The organism is Amycolatopsis sp. NBC_00355 (assembly GCF_036104975.1).
Lineage (GTDB): Bacteria > Actinomycetota > Actinomycetes > Mycobacteriales > Pseudonocardiaceae > Amycolatopsis.
The window spans coordinates 582831-599937 of sequence record NZ_CP107982.1 but is presented as its reverse complement, the minus strand read 5'-3'; the positions used below and the strand labels follow the sequence as shown (position 1 = coordinate 599937).

The following is a 17107-nucleotide window of genomic DNA, read 5'->3' as shown; positions in this document are numbered from 1 at the left end:
CCCTGCGGCCATCGACCAGCCGACCACCTACCCGTCCAGCACGCCGCCGCCGCCGACCAGCACGAGCCGCAACGACGAAACGAGCACGGTGGAGGCGGCCGCACAGTTCTCGCCGCAGGTGGAGATGGCCCGCGACAAGGCATAGAGCTACCTCGGTTTCAGCGCGTTCTCACGCAACGGCCTGATTCGGCAGCTGTCCTCGGACGCTGGTGAAGGTTTTCCGAAAGCCGTGGCCACCGAAGCCGTGGACAGCCTGTAGGTCGACTGGAACGCGCAGGCCGTCAAGTCGGCCGAGAGCTGCCGGTGAGGGCTGCACCAAGGCGCAGGCCGCCTACGGAGCCGGCCGGACCGGCGCGTGCAAGTGAAGCCGAGCGCCTGATCCCGTCGTGGCCGGTCCGCAGAAGCCTGCCTGGCGAGATCAGGCCAGGGTGATCTTGCCGCCCGTGACCGTGACCGTCTTCTTCTCCAGCGGCCGGGTCGCCGGGCCCGTCGCGACCGAGCCGTCGGCGATCTTGAACTTGCTGCCGTGGCAGGGGCAGTTGATGGTGCCGTCCGCGACGGCGTCGACCGCGCAGCCCTGGTGGGTGCAGATCGCCGAGAACGCGGCGTAGGTTCCCGCCGCGGGCTGGGTCACCACCACCTGCTTGTCGGCGAACACCTTTCCGCCGCCGACCGGGACGTCGCCCGCCGCGCCGAGTTCGGTGCCGCTGCCCGCGGCGGGTGGCGGTGCGGACGTCCCGCTCGTGCCGCCGTAGGTGCTGCAGCCGGCCGCCAGCCCGGCGCCCAGCACCGCGAGCGCCGTCCGGCGCGCCAGCACCGGGTCCGTGGATTCGTCGCGCACGAGCGTCCCCCTAGAAGGTCAAGCCGGATTGGGTGAAGAACCAGAGCGACGCGCTGAGCCAGAGCCCGACCAGCGCGGTGAAGACCAGCCCGCCGACGACCGGGAGCGACCAGCCGGGCGCGCCGTCCTTGCGCAGCAGCAACATCTTCACGACGAAGATGCCGTAGAAGAAGCAGCCCAGCAAGGAATGCAGCAGGACGCGGGTGTCGAACGACTGGAACCCGAGCGCGTACAGGCAGTGCAGCGCCACCGGGATCGACACCAGGAAAGCCAGCCGGCCCGACCAGCGGTGCACCGGCGAGACCCACGCGGGCGCGGTGCGGCCGAGCTTGCCGTACATCACCAGCGCCGTGACCAGCTGCACGACGGCCAGCAGGACGACGACCGTCGCGAGCCACGCCTTCACCGACTGCGGGCTCGAGAAGCCCGCGACGTTCACCGCCACGCCGGTCGGCGTGTGCAGGTTGCCGTAGACGCCGAGCGCCACCGCGACGACGGCACCGACGGCCAGCGGCACGAGGAGCGCGGTCCCGGCCCGGTTGTCCGCTGCGGGCGCGGTCACTGGAAGTCACCCGCGATCCCGCTGATCGCTTCGGCGGTCACCGGGGCGCCGTCGACCGTCGCGGTCCCGGCCGCCGGGTCGAGGGCCGGCGCGGCGATCGACTGCTGGTCGTCGTCGGTGGTGAGGATGCCGACCTGGCTGCCGTCGGGCTGGACGATCCAGCCGACCTTCGCGCCCTTGCCCTTCACCTTCGGCGTCGCGCGGTAGAGCCCGGCGGGTTTTTTCGCCGGGGCCGCGGTGAACCGCCACGACTTGCCGCCCGCGGTGACCGAGCCGGTCACGGCCGCGGCGTCGTAACTGCCGGCGAGGCTCGCGCCCTTGGTGCCCTTGAGGTCCAGCTTCCCGCCGACGGTCACCCCCTGCAGCCACGCTTCGACCTTCTTGCCGTCGCAGACGTAGGCGATCGCGTGCCCGTCGCGGACCGACACCGCGACCGACGCGCCACCGCCGTCGACGTGCCCGGCGTAGTCCGCCCGCGCCGGCGCGTCGACCGTCTTGGCCGGCTGGGTCGCCGGCGGCGGTGCCGCCGGTGTCGACTGTGTCGTGGGCGGCGCGCCCGCGGCGTTCGCGGCGCCGGCGACCGGCGGCACGCCGGTTCCCGTCGCCAAGTTGGCTATCCCGATCCCGCCGGCGAGCGCTACGCCCGCGAGCAGGGTGAACAACGGCCCCGGATGTTTCATGATCGTCCCCGCATTCCCTCTCCACCACCGTGCCCTTGACACGGACGTCGGAGCGGAGCGGCTCAACGCTACGCGAGGAAAAGAGCTATCGCTTAGCCTCTGCAACTGGTCGGCGAGCGTGGTTGACTGGCCCCATGCTGCCCTGGGACGGCGACCTCGCCGGCCGGCTCGACCGGCACACCTTCACATCCGCGCTGCTGCGCGGCAATCCGCTCGGCGACCCGCACGAGCGGCCGCTGTGGGTGTACGTCCCACCGGGCTACGACGATTCCGCCGAACGCTACCCGGCGGTGTACGTGATCCAGGGTTACACCGGGCACCTGGCGATGTGGGCCAACCGGACGGCGTTCCGGCAGCCGTTCCCCGAGACGGCCGACGCGGTCTTCGCCGGCGGGGCGCCGGGCTGCGTCGTCGTGTACGTCGACGCGTGGACCGCGTACGGGGGCTCGCAGTTCGTCGACTCGCCGGGCACGGGGCGGTACCACTCGTACCTGTGCGACGAGATCGTGCCGTGGGTCGACGAGCACTACCGCACCATCCCGGACCGCGAATCCCGCGCGATCACGGGTAAGTCGTCGGGCGGTTTCGGGGCGATGATCACGCCGATGCTGCGCCCGGACCTGTTCGGCGCGCTGGCCACCCACGCGGGCGACACGCTGTACGAACTCTGCTACGTCCCGGACTTCGGCGACGCGGTACGTGCCCTGCGCGGCTACGACCAGGACATCCAGGCGTGGTGGGCGGACTTCCGCGCCCGCCCGGCGTTCACCAAGCCGGAGGACGCGAACCTGCTGCAGCTGATCGGCGTCTCCGCCTGCTTCTCCCCCGGCGAAGACGGCCGGCCGGAGCTGCCCTTCGACCCCGCGACCGGCGTGCTGCGCCCGCAGACGTGGCAGCGCTGGCTCGACTGGGACCCGGTCCGGATGGCGCCCGGCCACGCCGACGCGCTCCGCTCGTTGCGCGCGGTCTGGATCGACGCGGGCACGCGCGACGAGTACTACCTCGACGTCGGCGCGCAGGCGTTCCGCGACCAGCTGGCGAAGGCGGGCGTCCCGGACGGGAAGGTGCACTTCGAGCTGTTCGACGCGGGCCACGCCGCGATCGACTACCGCTACCCGCTTTCGCTGGCCTGGCTGGCGGAACGGCTGGCCCGCTGACACCTCGTGAGTGTTCAGGGCGGTTCTAACCGCCCTGAACACTCACGACCGCCTCCGCCGCTAGGCTCGGGTGATGGTGACCGAGACCGACCTGGTCCTGCCCGACGGGCGGACCTTGCACGTCTACGACACGGGGACGCCCGCCCGGCTCACCGCCGTCTGGCACCACGGCACGCCCAACCTCGGCACCCCGCCCCCGCCGCTGGTCCGGGCGCGCCGGGACGTCCGCTGGGTGTCCTACGACCGGCCCGGCTACGGCAGCTCCACGCCTCTCCCCGGCCGGGACCTCGCGAACGCCGCCGAGTGCACCGCCGCGGTCGCCGACGCGCTGGGAATCGGCGAGTTCGCCGTCGTGGGGCACTCCGGCGGCGGGGCGCACGCCCTCGCCTGCGGCGCGCTCCTGCCGGCGCGTGTCCTCGCCGTCGTCAGCGTCTCCGCCATGGCGCCCTTCGACGCCGCGGGGCTCGACTGGTTCGGCGGCATGGCCCCGGCGAGCGAGGCCTCCCTGCGTGCCGCCGCCGAAGGCCGGGCCACCAAGGAAAAGTACGAGGCCGCCGCCGAGTTCGATCCCGATGTCTTCACCGACGCGGACATGACCGCGCTCAACGGTTCGCAGGCGTGGCTGAACGACGTCGTGGGGCCGGCGCTGGCGGCCGGACCGGGGGCGCTGATCGACGACGACCTCGCCTACGTCACACCGTGGGGCTGCGACCCGGCGCTGATCACCGCTTCCCTGCTCCTGATGCACGGCGAACGCGACCGGATGATCCCCGCGTCGCACGGCGCGTGGCTCGCCGCGCACTGCCCCACCGCCGAGTTCCGGCCGCACCCGGCCGACGGGCACCTCTCGGTGCTCGACCACGCCGCCGACGCCCTCGACTGGCTCGCGCACCGCTGATCAGGACACCAGCGCCAGCGAAGCGACCACCGGCGCCAGGTACATCAGCGGGAAAGCCAAGTGCGCGTACGACTTCGCCCGCGCGACCGTGATGACGGCGCCGGTGAAGTAGAGCACCAGGCCGATTCCGGCGGCGACCCCGATCACCGGGACGAACAGGCCCGCGATCAGGCCCGCCGCGCCGGCGGCCTTGGCCGTGCCGAGCCACGGCCACCACGAGCGGGGCACGCCGTACTCGGCGAGCGGCTCCACGACCCACTTCGCGCGGGTGAAGACCGAGTAGGCCGAGAACCCGGCCATGGCGGCACCGACGATGCTGACGATCAGGTAGGCGGTGGACATCGGGACTCCTCAAGGGTTTCCGGCCCCCGGGATTCGGGGTCCGTCACCTGCTCGACCCCCGGCACCGCGTCCGTGTGACAGCCTTCGGGGTGACCGTGGTCACGTCTTGAGGGCGGTTCTCCCCTCCCGCCGGACGCCGCCGGAGAGCACCCTGGAGCGATGTTCGTGCTGCGCCTTCTCGGCACCCTCTTCTGGTTCGGCGTCCCGGCCGCCTTCCTCACCTACGCCGTGCACGACCTCGACGTCCGGGACGCGCCGACCTACAGCATCGAGGGCACGGTCGTCGGGCACCGGCAGCAGTACCACGAAGGGACGCAGGACTCGCCCGGGTACACGACCTACTTCATCACCGTCCGCAGCGCGACCGAGGACTTCGAGTTCGGCGACCAGCAGCAGGACCTGGACACCGAACCGGGCACGCTGGTCGTGGTGCAGGTGTCGAAGACGACGGACGAGATCGTGTCCGTGCGCAAGAACGGCGCGGTCGTGGATCTGCGCAACACCGTGGGCGACGACGTCGGCATCATCGTGTTCGCCTCGATCGGTCTCCTCATCGCCCTCGTGCGCGAATTCGCGCTGGAGGACTACGACATCCCGCGGTGGCTGGGTTTCCTCGTCGGCCTGCTCGCCGCGGGTGGCGGCGTGTACGTGGCCTTCCTGCTGATGTGAGTCAGCTCCCGGACAGCGGCAGCCGCAGGACCACCTCCCCGTGGTCGATCTCGCCGGTCGGCCGGAACCCGAACCGCCGGTAGAACGGCCCCGGCCCGTCCTCGTCCGGCTGGTGACTGGTGAGCAGCTCGGTGCCGCCGTCCGCGCGCACGAGATCGGCGACGAGGGTGAGCACCGCGCGGCCGTACCCGTGGCGCTGGTACCGCGCGTCGATCAGCAGCCGCCACAGGAAGTACGGCCCGAGGACGCCCGGCCGCCCGGGTGGCACGTTCCAGCTGAGCATGACGAACCCGACCGGCTCGGCACCGGCGTAGACGGCCCGGTACCAGGGTTCGCCCTCCGGGGTGGTCGCCGCGTCCTCCAGGGATCGCGCCACCGACGCGACGAACCGCTGCTGCCCGGGCTCCACGCGCAACGCGCGCACGGCGTCCCGGTTCGCGTCGGTGATCTCGACCAGCCGCACCGTGTCCGTCATGCCGGGAACACCGGGACCCACAGCTCGATGACGTCGTTCCGGCGGTAGAACTCGACGAGCGGGCGGGAGTGGTCGACCGGGCCGGCTCCTTCGAGTTCCGCCATCCCCGGGCCGATCTTCCCGAAGAGGCCGGGTGGCTCCCCGGTCAGGTTCCCGCGCAGGTACCAGCCGCCCGGGAGCACCCCGGTCGTCAGCCCGAGCTCCTCCGGCCGGTCGTCGTCCTTGACCGGCGTGCAAGCCGTGTACGTGTTCGCCTCGACGTCGGCCCGGCCGTACATCTTGCGGCCGCGCAGCCCGACGAGCCGCTCGAACGAGGGCCAGAGTTCCTGGATGCTCGGCAGTTCGTCGGCGGTGGTCCGCTCCATGACCGCGACGTCCGGCCGGTGGATGCGGGTGGGTGGCGCCTGCAGGACCGAAGTCGTCATGGCAGTCATGAAACCACGCGGCACCGACGGTTTCCGGCGCTCACGACGACGGCAGGCCGACCTCGTCCGGCGTCCGGTCCGGGCGCAGGCCGCGCCACGACGTGTGCCGCAGCCGCCGGTCCGGGGTGATCCGCCGGTAGACGACCTCGCCGACCAGCGACGGTTCGACCCAGTGGGCGCCGCGGGCGCGATCACGCGGGACCTCCGTGTCGAACGGGCTCGCCGGGCGGGCCAGCGGCGCGAGCACCGCGCTGAGGTGGTCGAGCGCGTCGTCGGTGAAGCCGGTGCCGACGTCGCCGAGGTAGACCAGGGCACCGTCGTCGTCGTACGCGCCCAGCAGGAGGGCGCCCAGGGTGCCCGAGCGGCGGCCGGCGCCGGGCCGCCAGCCGCCGACGATCACCTCGTGCGTGTGGGTCAGCGCGCGCTTGGTCCACAACGGCGATCGCGCGCCGGGCAGGTACGGCGCGTCCAGGCGCTTCGCGACGACCCCTTCGATGCCGTGCTCGGCCGCCGTCGCCAGCAGCTGCGCCGGCGTGAGGTCGGCGCGGGTGTACCAGGGCGGCACGACGATCCGGCCGTCGGCGGGCCGGACCAGCTCGGCCAGCAGCTCGCGCCGCTGGGCGTAGGGCAGGTTCAGCAGCGACCGGTCGTCGAGCCGCAGCAGGTCGAAGGCGAAGTAGACGACCGGGACCTCGGCGCGCAGCTTCGGCGTCGGCTCGTACATGGCGCGCCGCTGCATCAGCTCGAACTCCGGCCGCCCGGCCGGGTTCAGCGCGACGACCTCGCCGTCGAGCACCGCGGCCCGGCCGCCGAGCGCGGGCCCGAAGACGTCGCCCAGCTCGGGGTAGCGGGCCGTGTGGTCGCTGCCGCTGCGGCTGGTGATCCGGGTTTCGCCGCTGTCGGCGACCCGCACGCAGCCGCGGAAGCCGTCCCACTTCCACTCGTAGCCGTGCTGGTCGTCGTCCGGGAGGTCCCCGTCGACGGCCAGCATCGGCGAAACCGCGTCCGGCACCGTCCCCGCCATGCCGTCCAGTGTGGAGGATGGGGCCCGGTCGTGCCAGGCACCCGGCCGCGACGGCCGGCACGGCGTCCGGAGTGCCGGCCGTCGCGAGCGTGGCCGCGGCTAGCCGGTCGGCAGCAGCGGCAGCAGGTCCTGGTGGCTGCCGGCGCGGCGCAGCACGGGTGAACCGAGCCCGTCCGGGGCCAGGTCACCGGCGCGCAGCGCGGCCAGGAACCGCACGATCACCCGGGGTTGCGGCAGGATGTCGGCGCCGCCCAGGTAGGCCAGCACGATCATCTCCTCCCCGCACGCGGCCTCGACCGCGGCCGCCCAGCCGTGCACCTCGTCCCACAGCAGCGCGACGTCGCGCTCGGGGAAGCGCCGCAGCCGCCAGTCGACCGCGAGGTAGGCCGACACCGGGACGTCGACGTCCACGGTGCACGACTCGAGGCCGAAGCCCAGTGCCCGGGCCACCTCGCCGAGGTAGGCGCGCAGGCCGCGCTGGAACCAGAACTCGAGATCGGCGTCGATCAGGCCGGACACCCGTTTCCTTTCCCCTCCTCCGAAGCCGGCCGGGCGCCCTGCCCGGCCGGTCGTGCCGGGATCAGCCGACGGCGGCGAGCGCGTCGGCACGGTCCCGGTAGCACGAGAAGCCGGTGGCGCCGGTCTCCCGCAGCAACCGCCACAACCGCGGGGACCGCACCACGCAGGCGAACTCGACGGCAGCTTCTTCGGCCGTGCGTCGCAGCCGGTGCAGCGCGCGCAGGCCGGCTCCCGAGCAGAACGTCACCTCGCCCAGGTCGAGCACGAGCACGCCACCCGCCCGCATCGCGGTCTCGACACATTCGACAAGAATTCCGACGGTCGCGAGATCAATGTCGCCGACCACGGCGACAACCGTGCTCCGGGCGCCTTCGAACTCCGTGGTGACCGCGAACGGTTCGCACAGCGCGCCCGGCGAACTGCGGCCGAAGGCTCGCGAAAGCCGAGGTGGTTTCTGGATCCTCATGTCGGCTCCGGCGGCTCATCCTGACGGTTTACGCGTCGACCGTACCGAGTCCGTCCACCTTGGCGCACAACGGGAACGGGCCCGTCCGAAGGGCCGTGCACCGACACGCCCGTCTGCACGTGCACCCGTCCGCTGTGGACGATCGAATCGCGCAGGTGGGACCGGTGTTCGGCAATTCTTCACAACAGGACGGCAGACGCGTCGAGAACCGGCGGCCGGTCAGCGGGGAATTGTTTTTCCCGAAATTCAGCCGAATGCCGGAATCGGCACGCGCGTGCGCTCGAGGTCCGCGAAGAGATCCCCGAGCCCGTCGACGCGCCGCAGGACTTCGTCCGCGGTGAACCGCAGGTGCGTGACGTGCCGGCAGGCGCGGACCTCGTCCCAGGTGACCGGAGTGGACACCGTCGGCTCGTCGCGCCCACGCAGCGAGTACGGCGCCACGGTGGTCTTGAACGGGTTGTTCTGGCTCCAGTCGATGAAGATCTTGCCCGGGCGCAGGGTCTTCGTCATCCGCGCGACCACGAGGTCCGGCGTCTCCGCGGCCAGCCGTTCGGCGAGCGCCTTCGCGTACTGCGACGTCTCGGCGGCGTCGGTGGTCACCACGCCCGCGTAGAGCTGCATGCCCTTGGAGCCACTGGTCTTCGCGACCGGCGTGAACCCGTCGTCGGCGAGCACGTCGTAGAGCCGCTCGGCGACGCGGCAGCAGTCGACGACGGTCGCGCCGGGGCCCGGGTCGAGGTCGAACACCAGGCGGTCCGGCAGGCTCCGCTCGTTGCCGGCGTCGACGGTCCACTGGTGGACGTGCAGCTCGAGCGCGGCGAGGTTGGCCGCCCACACGAGTTCGGGCAGGTCGTTGATCAGCGGGTAGTTGACGATCTCGGAGTCCTTGCCGCGGCCGGTGACGGTGAGGCTCGCGGTGCGGACCCACTCCGGGGCGTGACGGGAGACGTCCTTCTCGAAGAACGAGCCGCCGGTGACGCCGTCGGGGAAACGCACGAAGGTCATCGCCCGGTCGTGGATGTGCGGCAGCAGCACGGGCGCGATCCGCGTGTAGTAGTCGAGCACCTCGCCCTTGGTGAACCCGGTCTTCGGGTAGAGCACCTTTTCGAGGTTCGACAGCGTCAGCTGCCGCTCCCCCACCCGCACCGTGATCCGGCTCCCCGCCACGCCGGACACGCTACCGCGCTCCCGGCGGTTGAGCGCGCCGGTCACTCCTGGTTATGATGCAGTCGTATCACCAACGGGAGGGGACCGGGTGAAGTTCGACGTGCTGCAGGTCGTGGGGATGGTGCTGGTCGCGGTCGGCGCGCAAGGAGCGATCCGCCTGCTGATCGACCACGGGAAGCTCGGCCTGCTCGGCTGGCTCGGCGCGGGGTTCGCGGGAACCCTGGTCTGCTACGTCGTCGTGGCGGCGATCGGCGTGGTCCTGACGGGGTGGGCCCACGACCGCGCCAAGGCCGCCGGCCGCCGGAAGTAGCGGCGTTCGATCGCCGGCGCGGCGAGCGGAATCGTCCGGCTGGGGCATGGCCCCGAGGTGACGACGGAGGATCCGGGACGCTGAGCGGCCGGAATCCTCCATCGTCGAACACCGATGGCCCCGGACGTGACACGACCCTGAGGCTTCAGGCCGTGGCAAGGGTGCGCGTGAACCGGGTGCGCAGTTCGCCGATCCCCTCGATCCGGCTGACCAGCACGTCGTCCGGCCCGAGGTACCGCGGCGGGCTCATCCGGTTGCCCACCCCGGCCGGGGTTCCGGTGAAGACGAGGTCACCCGGCAGCAGCGGGCAGATCGCCGACAGCCGGGCGATCAGCTCCGGCACACCGAAGATCATCTCGCCGGTCCGGGCCTTCTGGACGACCGTGCCGTTCAGCTCGGTGACCAGGCGGAGGTCGCCGGGGTCGGCGAACTCGTCCGGCGTCACCAGGGCCGGGCCGGTCGGGCCGAAACCGGGGAACGACTTGCCGAGCGAGAACTGCGGCGGCGTGCCGAGCAGCTGCACACCCCGCTCGGACAGGTCCTGGCCGACGGTCAGCCCGGCGACGTGCTCCCAGGCGTCCCCGGCGGCGATGCGGTGGCCGCCGACGCCGATCACCGCGACCAGCTCGACCTCCCAGTCGACGCGGTCGCCGGGCAGCTCCACCGTGGTGTCCGGGCCCGTGATGCAGCTCGGGAACTTGGTGAACACCAACGGATCCGCGGGTGGCTGGTAACCGGCCTCGGCGGCGTGCGGCGGATAGTTGAGGGCGATCGCGAAGACCTGCCGCGGCCGCGGCACGGGCGCGTCGAGCGCGCGGCCGGCCAGGGGCTCGGCCGCGGGCAGCACGGCGTTCGCCGCCCACACCCGGAACGCCGTCCACTGCTCGAGCACGGCCATCGGATCGGGGCCGAACCGGCCGTCGCTGGCTCCGGCGACGTCGATGACGCCGTCGCCGGCCACCAGGGCGGCCCGGCCGTCCACTGTGGACAGGCGCATCAGACCCACTGGTCCGCGGCCGGCGGCGGGGTGCCGTGGGCGTCCTGCCAGGACACGACCGGGTTGCGCAGCACGCCGATGCCCTCGATCTCGGCCTCGACGACGTCGCCGGGCTTGAGGTAGTTCGCGAACGGGTCCTCGGTGCTCGCCGCGACACCGGCGATCGTGCCGGTGGTGATGAGGTCGCCCGCGCTGTAGGTCTGCGGCGAGTGGTAGGCGATCAGCTGCGGGATCGACACCGACATCCGCCCGGTGTTGGACTTCTGCCGGACGTCGCCGTTGACCCGCAGCTCCATGTCCAGGTTGTGCGGGTCCTCGATCTCGTCGGCCGTCACGATGTACGGGCCGATCGGGCAGAACGTCTCGATGGCCTTGGAGAAGGAGAAGACGCCGGACTCCATCTCGCGCCGCTGGATGTCGCGTGCGGTGATGTCGTTGAAGACGAGGTAGCCGCCGATGTGCTCGGCCGCCTGCTCGGCGCCGAAGAACTTGCCCGGCTTCCCGAGCACGATCGCCAGTTCGAGCTCGTAGTCCAGCTCGGACGTCAGGTGCGACGGGTAGACGATCGGCTCCTCCGGGCCGATGATCGCGTCGACGTTCTGGAAGAAGACGATGCCCTTGTTCACCGGGTGCGACCAGTTCACCCGGACGAGGTCCTCGTGGTGCTCGCGGAAGTTGCCCGCGGTGTGGAAGAACTTCTTCGGCACGATCGGCGCGCGCAGGCGCACGTCGGCCAGGGGGTAGCGGCGGCCGGTCTCGGGCACGGCGCGGTCGCGTTCGAAGAACTCCCGCGTCGAGGCGGTGTCGAGTTCCAGCACCTGGTCGTCGGCGATGCGCCCGACCTGGTTGTCGTTGAAGGTGACGAGCTTCATCGGAGTCCACTTCCTGCGGGGTCGGCCACGCGGAACACACGCAGCTGGAGGGCCAGCGTCGCGTAGTAGCCGACCAGAGTCGTCAGCTCGACGGCCATCCGGTTGCCAATGATTGGCACGACCTCGGCGTAGGTCACGTCGTCGACGTCCTCCTCGCGCAGCAGCGCGGACACGAACCGCAGCGCGGCCCGCTCGGTCTCGTCGGCCAGGTCGGGGAGCACGCCGGCGCGGACGGCCGCGACCTGCGCCTCGGTGAGCCCGGCGGCGAGCGCGTGCGGCTCGTGGGCGTACCGCTCGAAGCCGCTGTCCCAGCGGGCCGCGACGGCGAGGATCGCCAGCTCCCGGATCCGGTCCCCCAGCGTCGTCTCGTACCGGATCGCGGCGCCGAGCGCCTGCAGCGCCTGCCCGGCCGGAGGTGCGACGAGCATCGCGTTGAACGGGCCTGCCAGGCGCCCGGCGTCGTCGGCCAGCGGAAAGCGCTGCGGCCCGGCCGCGCGGGGCCCACCGGTGATGGCGTCGTACAGCGCCCGTTGCGCCGGGTCGAGGTGGCCGGGGGCGAGGTGCGGCAGCCTGCTCATGCCGCCATCCCACCAGCGGCCGCGGGCCGGCACGCCCGGATCTGCCAATCAATGGCACGGCCGTTCCCCGTCCCGCGCTCCGGACCTAGCGTCGGGCGGACCAAGGACGGTGAGGGAGCGCGTGGTGGACTGGCTCGGGCTGGGCGGGCGGAAGGCCCTGGTGGCCGGCGCCGGCGGGATCGGCGGCGGGATCGCCGCCGCGCTCGCCGAAGCGGGGGCCGAGGTCGTGGTCGCCGACATCGACGAAGAGCGGCTGGCCGCCGTCGGGACCAAGACGCTGCGCGCGGACCTGACCACCGCCGAGGGCAGCCGGGAGTGCGTCGCCCGGGCCGCCGGGATGCTGGACGGGCTCGACATCTTCGTGCACGCGGTCGGCGTCAACGACCGGCGGCCGGTACTCGACACCCCGGACGAGGTGTGGGACGACATCGTCCTGGTCAACCTGAACAGCGCGTTCTGGACCGGCAAGGCGGCGGGCGAGCTGATGACCGCGGCCGGGCACGGCCGGATCGTCTACCTGTCGTCGGTGTCCGGCCTGCTCGCGCACCCGCACCACGCGCCCTACGCCGCCACCAAGGGCGGGGTCAACCAGCTCGCCCGGGTGATGGCCCGCGAGTGGGCGGCCGGCGGCGTCACGGTGAACACCGTCGCACCCGGCTACACCGAAACCGGGCTGACCCGCCACCACCTCGAGAAACCCGGCGTCCGCGACGACCTGACGTCGCTGGTCCCGGCCGGGCGCCTCGGCACCGTCGACGACCTCGTCGGCCCCGTCCTGTTCCTCTGCTCCGACCGTTCGGCGTTCGTCACGGGACACGTCCTGTACGCCGACGGCGGCCGCACCCTCGTTTAAGGAGTTTCTGTGCGATTCACCGACAAGGTCGTCCTCGTCACCGGCGCCGGCACCGGGTTCGGCGCCGCGATCGCCGTGCGCGCCGCCCAGGAGGGCGCCGACGTGGCCGTGCACTACCGCGGTTCCCGGGAGGGCGCCGAGCGCACCGTGGAACGCGTCGAAGCGCTGGGCCGCAAGGCGTTCCTCGTCCAGGCCGACATCGCCGAGCACGCGCAGATCCGCCGGATGGCCGACGAGGTGTGGAGCCACTTCGGCCGGGTCGACGTCGCCGTGAACAACGTCGGGGACGTCGCCCGGGACCAGATGTCGTGGCGGGACATCACCGAGGAGTCCATCGACCACGTGCTCGCCGTGGACATCAAGGGCACGCTGCTGTGCACCCACGAGTTCGGCGACCGGATGCTCGCCCAGGGCGGCGGCGCGATCGTCAACATCGGCTCGACCGTCGTCGCGCGCGGCAGTGCCCGCGCCCCGCAGTACGCGGCGGCGAAGTACGGGATCATCGGCCTGACCAAGTCCTACGCGCACGCCCTCGCCCCCACCGTGCGGGTGAACGTGTTCGCGCCGGGCTTCATGGAGACCGAAGCGACGCTCGGGCGTGAGGACTGGAAGACCGGCCGGGCGGAGAAGCTGCGGGACGCGACCCCGCTGGGCCGGATCCCCGGCCCGGAGGAGCTCGCCGGGACCGCGCTGTTCCTCGCGTCCGAGGACGCGAGCCACATGACCGGCAGCTTCATGGTCGCCGACGGCGGTTACAACATGATCGGCGCCTGATTTCGTCATTTCGTCATTCGTCAGTGAGGACGAGCAGATGAGCGAACCCAGAGTGGTGTTCACCGGCGGCCGGGTGTTCGACGGGACGGGTTCGCCGGCCGTGCCGGGTGACGTCGTGGTGCGCGGCGACCGGATCGACGCCGTGCGGGCGGGCGTCGAACCCGAGCCGGGTGACCAGGTCGTCGACTGCCGCGGCGCGACGGTCATGCCGGGTCTGGTGGAGTCGCAACGCGCACCTGACGTTCCCGTCCGCCGTCGGGCACGTCGACCCGTCGTTCAACCCGCCGCTGGACGTGTCGTTCTTCCACCACATGCCGACGCCGGACGAGCACCTCGCGCTCGCCGAACGCAACGCGCGGATCCTGCTGGACCACGGCTTCACCAGCGCGTACTCCGCCGGCTCGCTGACCCCGGTGCCGACCGAGGTGCGGCTGCGCGACCGCATCGCCGCGGGCCTGACCGCCGGCCCCCGGATGCGGGCGGCGTCGTTCGAGCGGGACAACAACCCGGTGCAGATGGGCCCGAACGGCCCGACACCGAAGGAGGTCGGCCCCGACGCGGTCCGCGCGTTCATCCGCGAGCAGGCCACGCTCGGCTTCGACAGCGTCAAGCTGCTGATGAGCAACGACGACGTCTTCTTCGAAGGCGGCTCGATGGTCACCCAGTACAGCGCGGAGGAAGCCGCCGCGGCGGGTGAGCAGGCGCGGGAGTCCGGTGTCTGGCTCAACTGCCACGCGCAGTCGCCCGAGTCGATCAAGCTGGCGGTGCGCAGCGGGTTCCGGTCGGTCTACCACTGCTCGTACGCCGACCAGGAGGCCATCGACCTCCTGGAGGAGCACAAGGACGAGATCTTCCTGTCCCCCGCCGTCGGCATCATGTGGGCCAACGTCCACGAGGGCGCCGAGTTCGGCATCGACGCCGGGCTGGCGGAGAAGATGGGCTCGGTGAAATCGCTCGCCGCGATGGAGCAGCTGTACCCGGAGCTGCGCCAACGCGGGCTGCGGGTGCTGCCCGGCGGCGACTACGGCTTACCGAACAACCCGATCGGGCGCAACGCGCGGGACCTGGAGCTGTTCGTGCGGTTGTTCGGCTACTCCCCCGCCGAGGCCCTGCGCGCCACGACGCAGTACGGCGGCCAGGTGCTGGACATGCCGGTCGGCGTGCTGACGGAGGACTACTTCGCCGACGTCCTGGTGGTCTGCGGCGACCCGACTGCGGACGTGACGGTGTTGCAGGACAAGGACAACCTGCTGGCGATCATGCAGGGCGGCCGGTTCCACAAGGCGCCCGCGTGACGGTCTACCGCGAAGTCCCGGGCTTCCGGCCCCTCGAACTGGACCTGCACCTGCCCTCCGGTCCCGGCCCGCACCCGGCGATCGTCTACCTGCACGGCGGCGGCTGGCGGCGCGGGTCGCGCCGGACGACGATCCCCGCGTCGCTGTGCTCGACGTTGGCGGAGCGGGGTTTCGCGGTGGCCGCGGCGGACTACCGGCTCAGCGGCGAGGCCCGGTTCCCGGCCCAGCTGGCCGACGTCCGCGCGGCGACCGCGTGGCTGCGGTTCGAAGTGGACTGTGCCCGGACGTTCCTGTGGGGCGAGTCGGCGGGCGCCCACCTGGCCCTGCTCGCGGCGCTGGACGGCGGCGACGTCGACGGCGTGGTGGCGTGGTTCCCCCCGACGGATCTCCTGGGCCTGCCCGCCGACGTCGCCGAAGCCGGCGGCGGAGCGGACGACTCCCGGGAGACGGACCTGCTGGGCGTCGCCCCTTCGGCGAACCCCGAGCGGGCGCGGGCGGCGAGCCCGCTCAGCTTCGTGCGCGGCGACGCCCCGCCGATCCTCCTGATGCACGGCGACGCCGACGACCTGGTACCGCCGGCCCAGAGCGAGCGGCTGGCCACGGCGTTGCGGGCTGCGGGGGCGCCGGTGGAGCTGGACCTCGTGCCGGGCGCCGGGCACCGGTGGACCGACGCCCGGGACGTCGGCGCGCTGGTGGACCGCTCGGTGAAGTTCCTCGACGGGCTTAGCTGACGCGGCCGCGCTCTGCCGCCGGGGCAGCCGACGGCAGTCCCAAGAAGCCGTGCAGCATCGAGCGGATCCGCACGTGGTGCACGTCCACCCCGGCAGCGGCCAGCGCACCCATGAAAAGGCCAGGCGGATCCCGACCGCGGTGTACTCCGCCCGCACGATCCCGGCGAACTCGCGCACGAGGTCCTCGTCGTCCAGGGCACCGAACCCGAGCGGTTCCGGCCAGCGCGAGCAGCCATCGGGTTCTCGTTCGCCGAGTGCCGCGGGTCCGGCGCGTCGCACAGCGGTCCGGCTTTCTCCGCGACGGTCATCCGGGCGAGCAGGTCCCGTATCCGCTCTTCCACCGGGCGGCGGGGGTCTTCGTACGGGGCCATCACCCCGTCGCCGTCGAGATCGCGGAAGACGACGCCGGTGTCATCGCGCGGAGGAAGCATGGCGCCGAGGATGACCGCACGCGGTCCGGCACACCTACGTCCTGCCTCAGACGCGGCCCCGGGCGGCCCCCAGCTCCCGGGAGATCCCCCGCGCCGTGGTCTGCACCGCGAGCCCCAGGCGGCGCGGCTGCGCGACGCGTTTCGGCACCAGCACTCCCACGACGCCCACCACGAGGTCGTCGCGGTCGAACACCGGCGCGGCCACGGACACGATCGACTCGTGCTCGTCCTCCCGCCGGAAGATCGCCAGCCGCTCCCGCCGGACGTCGGCCAGGGTGCGCCGCAGGACGTCCTCGGGGATCAGGCGGTTGTCGGGCTCGCTGTAGACCGGTTTGGCGAGCAGCTCTTCCTGGACTTCTTTCGGCGCGAAGGCGAGCAGCGCGAGCCCGACTCCGGTGGAGTGCAACGGAAGCCGCCCGCCGATCCGGTAGTCCACCGGCGTCGCCTGGTGGGCCGAGAGCCGTTCGACGAGCATCGCCTGCATCCCGTCGCGGACGGCCAGCTGGACGTGCTGGTGCGTCACCTCGGCGAGGTCGTTCAGGAACGGCAGGGCCACTTGCCGCAGGCCGTGTCCGCGTGGCGCGAGCGTCGCGACTTCGAGCAGCCGGAGCCCGACGCAGAACCGCCCGGCGTCGTCCCGCTCCAGCGCACCCCAGTCCACGAGGCGGTTCGCGAGCCGCAACGCCGAGCTCGGCGGGATCCCGGCCCGCCGGCTCAGCTCGGCCAGGGTGAGCGCGCGGTGCTCCGCGTCGAACGACGCCAGCAGGGAAAGCGCGCGGTCGACCACCGGTTCGCCATGGGCCGGACGGCGGCCGCGCACCCGCGCCGGCTCGGTCATGTCGGCCTCGACGTTCCATTGATTGGCATCTCTCTCACGGTACACCGCAGCGGGCGCTCATCCTTCCCCGCAGGTCAGCCGACCGAGCCGCGAAAGGTGCCCAATGATGAGTACTTCTTTCCGCCGAGAGTCCACGTCCACCGGAACGGAGTTCGCCGTACTCCGGCGCGGATTCCTCTTCTTCTTCGCCTTCGCCGCGGGGA

22 protein-coding genes and 1 pseudogene are annotated in these 17107 nt (G+C 72.2%); 9 read left to right on the top strand and 14 right to left on the bottom strand.

The window, feature by feature from the left end; all coding sequences use genetic code 11:
* Positions 1 to 157: 157 nt before the first annotated feature.
* Positions 158 to 259 (top strand): annotated as a pseudogene (locus OHS18_RS48495) (Ltp family lipoprotein); the annotation flags it as partial.
* A 159-nt stretch (positions 260 to 418) separates the two neighbouring features.
* On the opposite strand, the gene OHS18_RS02540 reads toward OHS18_RS48495, so the two are convergent.
* From OHS18_RS02540 to OHS18_RS02530, 3 genes are read right to left on the bottom strand one after another with little or no spacing between them, the layout of a single operon-like run.
* Positions 419 to 841 (bottom strand): Rieske (2Fe-2S) protein, encoded by a 423-nt coding sequence (locus OHS18_RS02540; protein ID WP_328615756.1) that lies wholly within the window; start codon positions 839 to 841, stop codon positions 419 to 421.
* Between the two features lie 10 nt (positions 842 to 851).
* On the bottom strand, positions 852 to 1403 hold the full coding sequence (locus tag OHS18_RS02535; protein ID WP_328615755.1) for a DUF6529 family protein: 552 nt from the start codon (positions 1401 to 1403) through the stop codon (positions 852 to 854).
* Positions 1400 to 2083, bottom strand: a complete 684-nt coding sequence (locus OHS18_RS02530; RefSeq protein WP_328615754.1) for a hypothetical protein — start codon at positions 2081 to 2083, stop codon at positions 1400 to 1402. The genes OHS18_RS02535 and OHS18_RS02530 overlap by 4 nt, the downstream gene beginning before the upstream one ends.
* A 134-nt stretch (positions 2084 to 2217) precedes the next feature.
* Here OHS18_RS02530 and OHS18_RS02525 point away from each other — a divergent pair, with 134 nt between their 5' ends.
* Positions 2218 to 3240 carry an alpha/beta hydrolase gene (locus tag OHS18_RS02525; RefSeq protein WP_328615753.1) on the top strand — a complete coding sequence of 341 codons (1023 nt, stop codon included), beginning with the start codon at positions 2218 to 2220 and terminating at the stop codon, positions 3238 to 3240.
* A 73-nt stretch (positions 3241 to 3313) separates the two neighbouring features.
* Entirely contained in the window at positions 3314 to 4138 is an 825-nt protein-coding gene (locus OHS18_RS02520; protein WP_328615752.1) for an alpha/beta fold hydrolase, read from the top strand.
* Here OHS18_RS02520 and OHS18_RS02515 read toward each other — a convergent pair whose 3' ends face one another.
* The gene (locus OHS18_RS02515) at positions 4139 to 4480 is read right to left on the bottom strand and encodes a DoxX family protein (RefSeq protein ID WP_328615751.1); all 342 of its coding nucleotides are present in this window, start codon (positions 4478 to 4480) and stop codon (positions 4139 to 4141) included. It lies immediately after the preceding gene.
* Positions 4481 to 4639: 159 nt separating this feature from the next.
* On the opposite strand from OHS18_RS02515, the gene OHS18_RS02510 reads away from it, so the two are divergent.
* Positions 4640 to 5149: a hypothetical protein gene (locus OHS18_RS02510; protein ID WP_328456511.1), complete on the top strand. Its 510-nt coding sequence runs from the start codon at positions 4640 to 4642 to the stop codon at positions 5147 to 5149.
* A 1-nt stretch (position 5150) separates the two neighbouring features.
* Here the strand turns inward: OHS18_RS02510 and OHS18_RS02505 are convergent, their stop codons facing one another.
* From OHS18_RS02505 to ligD (OHS18_RS02480), 6 genes are all read right to left on the bottom strand, one after another.
* Positions 5151 to 5624, bottom strand: coding sequence for a GNAT family N-acetyltransferase (locus tag OHS18_RS02505; protein ID WP_328615750.1), 474 nt, complete (start codon positions 5622 to 5624; stop codon positions 5151 to 5153).
* Entirely contained in the window at positions 5621 to 6049 is a 429-nt protein-coding gene (locus tag OHS18_RS02500; protein ID WP_328615749.1) for a hypothetical protein, read from the bottom strand. The genes OHS18_RS02505 and OHS18_RS02500 overlap by 4 nt, the downstream gene beginning before the upstream one ends.
* Before the next feature lie 40 nt (positions 6050 to 6089).
* Positions 6090 to 7073 carry a non-homologous end-joining DNA ligase gene (ligD, locus tag OHS18_RS02495; RefSeq protein ID WP_328456517.1) on the bottom strand — a complete coding sequence of 328 codons (984 nt, stop codon included), beginning with the start codon at positions 7071 to 7073 and terminating at the stop codon, positions 6090 to 6092.
* A 99-nt stretch (positions 7074 to 7172) separates the two neighbouring features.
* A complete protein-coding gene (locus tag OHS18_RS02490; RefSeq protein WP_328456519.1) occupies positions 7173 to 7592 on the bottom strand; it encodes a DUF6292 family protein in 420 nt (139 codons plus the stop codon).
* A 61-nt stretch (positions 7593 to 7653) separates the two neighbouring features.
* Entirely contained in the window at positions 7654 to 8058 is a 405-nt protein-coding gene (locus OHS18_RS02485; RefSeq protein WP_328456521.1) for an STAS domain-containing protein, read from the bottom strand.
* A 246-nt stretch (positions 8059 to 8304) separates the two neighbouring features.
* The gene (gene ligD, locus OHS18_RS02480) at positions 8305 to 9225 is read right to left on the bottom strand and encodes a non-homologous end-joining DNA ligase (protein WP_328615748.1); all 921 of its coding nucleotides are present in this window, start codon (positions 9223 to 9225) and stop codon (positions 8305 to 8307) included.
* An 88-nt stretch (positions 9226 to 9313) separates the two neighbouring features.
* On the opposite strand from ligD (OHS18_RS02480), the gene OHS18_RS02475 reads away from it, so the two are divergent.
* The gene (locus OHS18_RS02475) at positions 9314 to 9535 is read left to right on the top strand and encodes a hypothetical protein (protein WP_328615747.1); all 222 of its coding nucleotides are present in this window, start codon (positions 9314 to 9316) and stop codon (positions 9533 to 9535) included.
* 145 nt (positions 9536 to 9680) lie between these two features.
* On the opposite strand, the gene OHS18_RS02470 is transcribed toward OHS18_RS02475, so the two are convergent.
* The 3 genes from OHS18_RS02470 to OHS18_RS02460 are packed head-to-tail and all read right to left on the bottom strand — an operon-like array spanning position 9681 to position 11982.
* The gene (locus OHS18_RS02470) at positions 9681 to 10532 is read right to left on the bottom strand and encodes a fumarylacetoacetate hydrolase family protein (RefSeq protein WP_328618717.1); all 852 of its coding nucleotides are present in this window, start codon (positions 10530 to 10532) and stop codon (positions 9681 to 9683) included.
* Positions 10532 to 11404: a fumarylacetoacetate hydrolase family protein gene (locus tag OHS18_RS02465; RefSeq protein WP_328615746.1), complete on the bottom strand. Its 873-nt coding sequence runs from the start codon at positions 11402 to 11404 to the stop codon at positions 10532 to 10534. Before OHS18_RS02465 ends, OHS18_RS02470 begins: the two co-directional genes overlap by 1 nt.
* The gene (locus OHS18_RS02460; RefSeq protein ID WP_328615745.1) at positions 11401 to 11982 is read right to left on the bottom strand and encodes a carboxymuconolactone decarboxylase family protein; all 582 of its coding nucleotides are present in this window, start codon (positions 11980 to 11982) and stop codon (positions 11401 to 11403) included. The genes OHS18_RS02465 and OHS18_RS02460 overlap by 4 nt, the downstream gene beginning before the upstream one ends.
* A gap of 124 nt (positions 11983 to 12106) precedes the next feature.
* On the opposite strand from OHS18_RS02460, the gene OHS18_RS02455 reads away from it, so the two are divergent.
* The 4 genes from OHS18_RS02455 to OHS18_RS02440 all read left to right on the top strand — a co-directional run bounded on the left by OHS18_RS02455 (position 12107) and on the right by OHS18_RS02440 (position 15635).
* Positions 12107 to 12835, top strand: a complete 729-nt coding sequence (locus OHS18_RS02455; RefSeq protein ID WP_328615744.1) for an SDR family NAD(P)-dependent oxidoreductase — start codon at positions 12107 to 12109, stop codon at positions 12833 to 12835.
* 9 nt (positions 12836 to 12844) lie between these two features.
* Positions 12845 to 13609, top strand: a complete 765-nt coding sequence (locus OHS18_RS02450) for an SDR family NAD(P)-dependent oxidoreductase (protein WP_328456532.1) — start codon at positions 12845 to 12847, stop codon at positions 13607 to 13609.
* A gap of 170 nt (positions 13610 to 13779) precedes the next feature.
* On the top strand, positions 13780 to 14904 hold the full coding sequence (locus tag OHS18_RS02445; protein ID WP_328615743.1) for an amidohydrolase family protein: 1125 nt from the start codon (positions 13780 to 13782) through the stop codon (positions 14902 to 14904).
* A complete protein-coding gene (locus OHS18_RS02440; RefSeq protein ID WP_328615742.1) occupies positions 14901 to 15635 on the top strand; it encodes an alpha/beta hydrolase in 735 nt (244 codons plus the stop codon). The genes OHS18_RS02445 and OHS18_RS02440 overlap by 4 nt, the downstream gene beginning before the upstream one ends.
* A 477-nt stretch (positions 15636 to 16112) precedes the next feature.
* On the opposite strand, the gene OHS18_RS02435 is transcribed toward OHS18_RS02440, so the two are convergent.
* Positions 16113 to 16904, bottom strand: a complete 792-nt coding sequence (locus OHS18_RS02435) for an IclR family transcriptional regulator (RefSeq protein WP_328615741.1) — start codon at positions 16902 to 16904, stop codon at positions 16113 to 16115.
* Positions 16905 to 17107: the final 203 nt, after the last annotated feature.

What these genes read in the sequence shown, in the direction of transcription:
- OHS18_RS02530 (WP_328615754.1), bottom strand. Translation starts at nt 2,083, where the DNA reads ATGAAACATCCGGGGCCGTTGTTCACCCTGCTCGCGGGCGTAGCGCTC.
- OHS18_RS02525 (WP_328615753.1), top strand. Translation starts at nt 2,218, where the DNA reads ATGCTGCCCTGGGACGGCGACCTCGCCGGCCGGCTCGACCGGCACACC.
- OHS18_RS02520 (WP_328615752.1), top strand. Translation starts at nt 3,314, where the DNA reads ATGGTGACCGAGACCGACCTGGTCCTGCCCGACGGGCGGACCTTGCAC.
- OHS18_RS02515 (WP_328615751.1), bottom strand. Translation starts at nt 4,480, where the DNA reads ATGTCCACCGCCTACCTGATCGTCAGCATCGTCGGTGCCGCCATGGCC.
- OHS18_RS02510 (WP_328456511.1), top strand. Translation starts at nt 4,640, where the DNA reads ATGTTCGTGCTGCGCCTTCTCGGCACCCTCTTCTGGTTCGGCGTCCCG.
- OHS18_RS02505 (WP_328615750.1), bottom strand. Translation starts at nt 5,624, where the DNA reads ATGACGGACACGGTGCGGCTGGTCGAGATCACCGACGCGAACCGGGAC.
- OHS18_RS02500 (WP_328615749.1), bottom strand. Translation starts at nt 6,049, where the DNA reads ATGACGACTTCGGTCCTGCAGGCGCCACCCACCCGCATCCACCGGCCG.
- ligD (WP_328456517.1), bottom strand. Translation starts at nt 7,073, where the DNA reads ATGGCGGGGACGGTGCCGGACGCGGTTTCGCCGATGCTGGCCGTCGAC.
- OHS18_RS02485 (WP_328456521.1), bottom strand. Translation starts at nt 8,058, where the DNA reads ATGAGGATCCAGAAACCACCTCGGCTTTCGCGAGCCTTCGGCCGCAGT.
- OHS18_RS02470 (WP_328618717.1), bottom strand. Translation starts at nt 10,532, where the DNA reads ATGCGCCTGTCCACAGTGGACGGCCGGGCCGCCCTGGTGGCCGGCGAC.
- OHS18_RS02465 (WP_328615746.1), bottom strand. Translation starts at nt 11,404, where the DNA reads ATGAAGCTCGTCACCTTCAACGACAACCAGGTCGGGCGCATCGCCGAC.
- OHS18_RS02460 (WP_328615745.1), bottom strand. Translation starts at nt 11,982, where the DNA reads ATGAGCAGGCTGCCGCACCTCGCCCCCGGCCACCTCGACCCGGCGCAA.
- OHS18_RS02435 (WP_328615741.1), bottom strand. Translation starts at nt 16,904, where the DNA reads ATGACCGAGCCGGCGCGGGTGCGCGGCCGCCGTCCGGCCCATGGCGAA.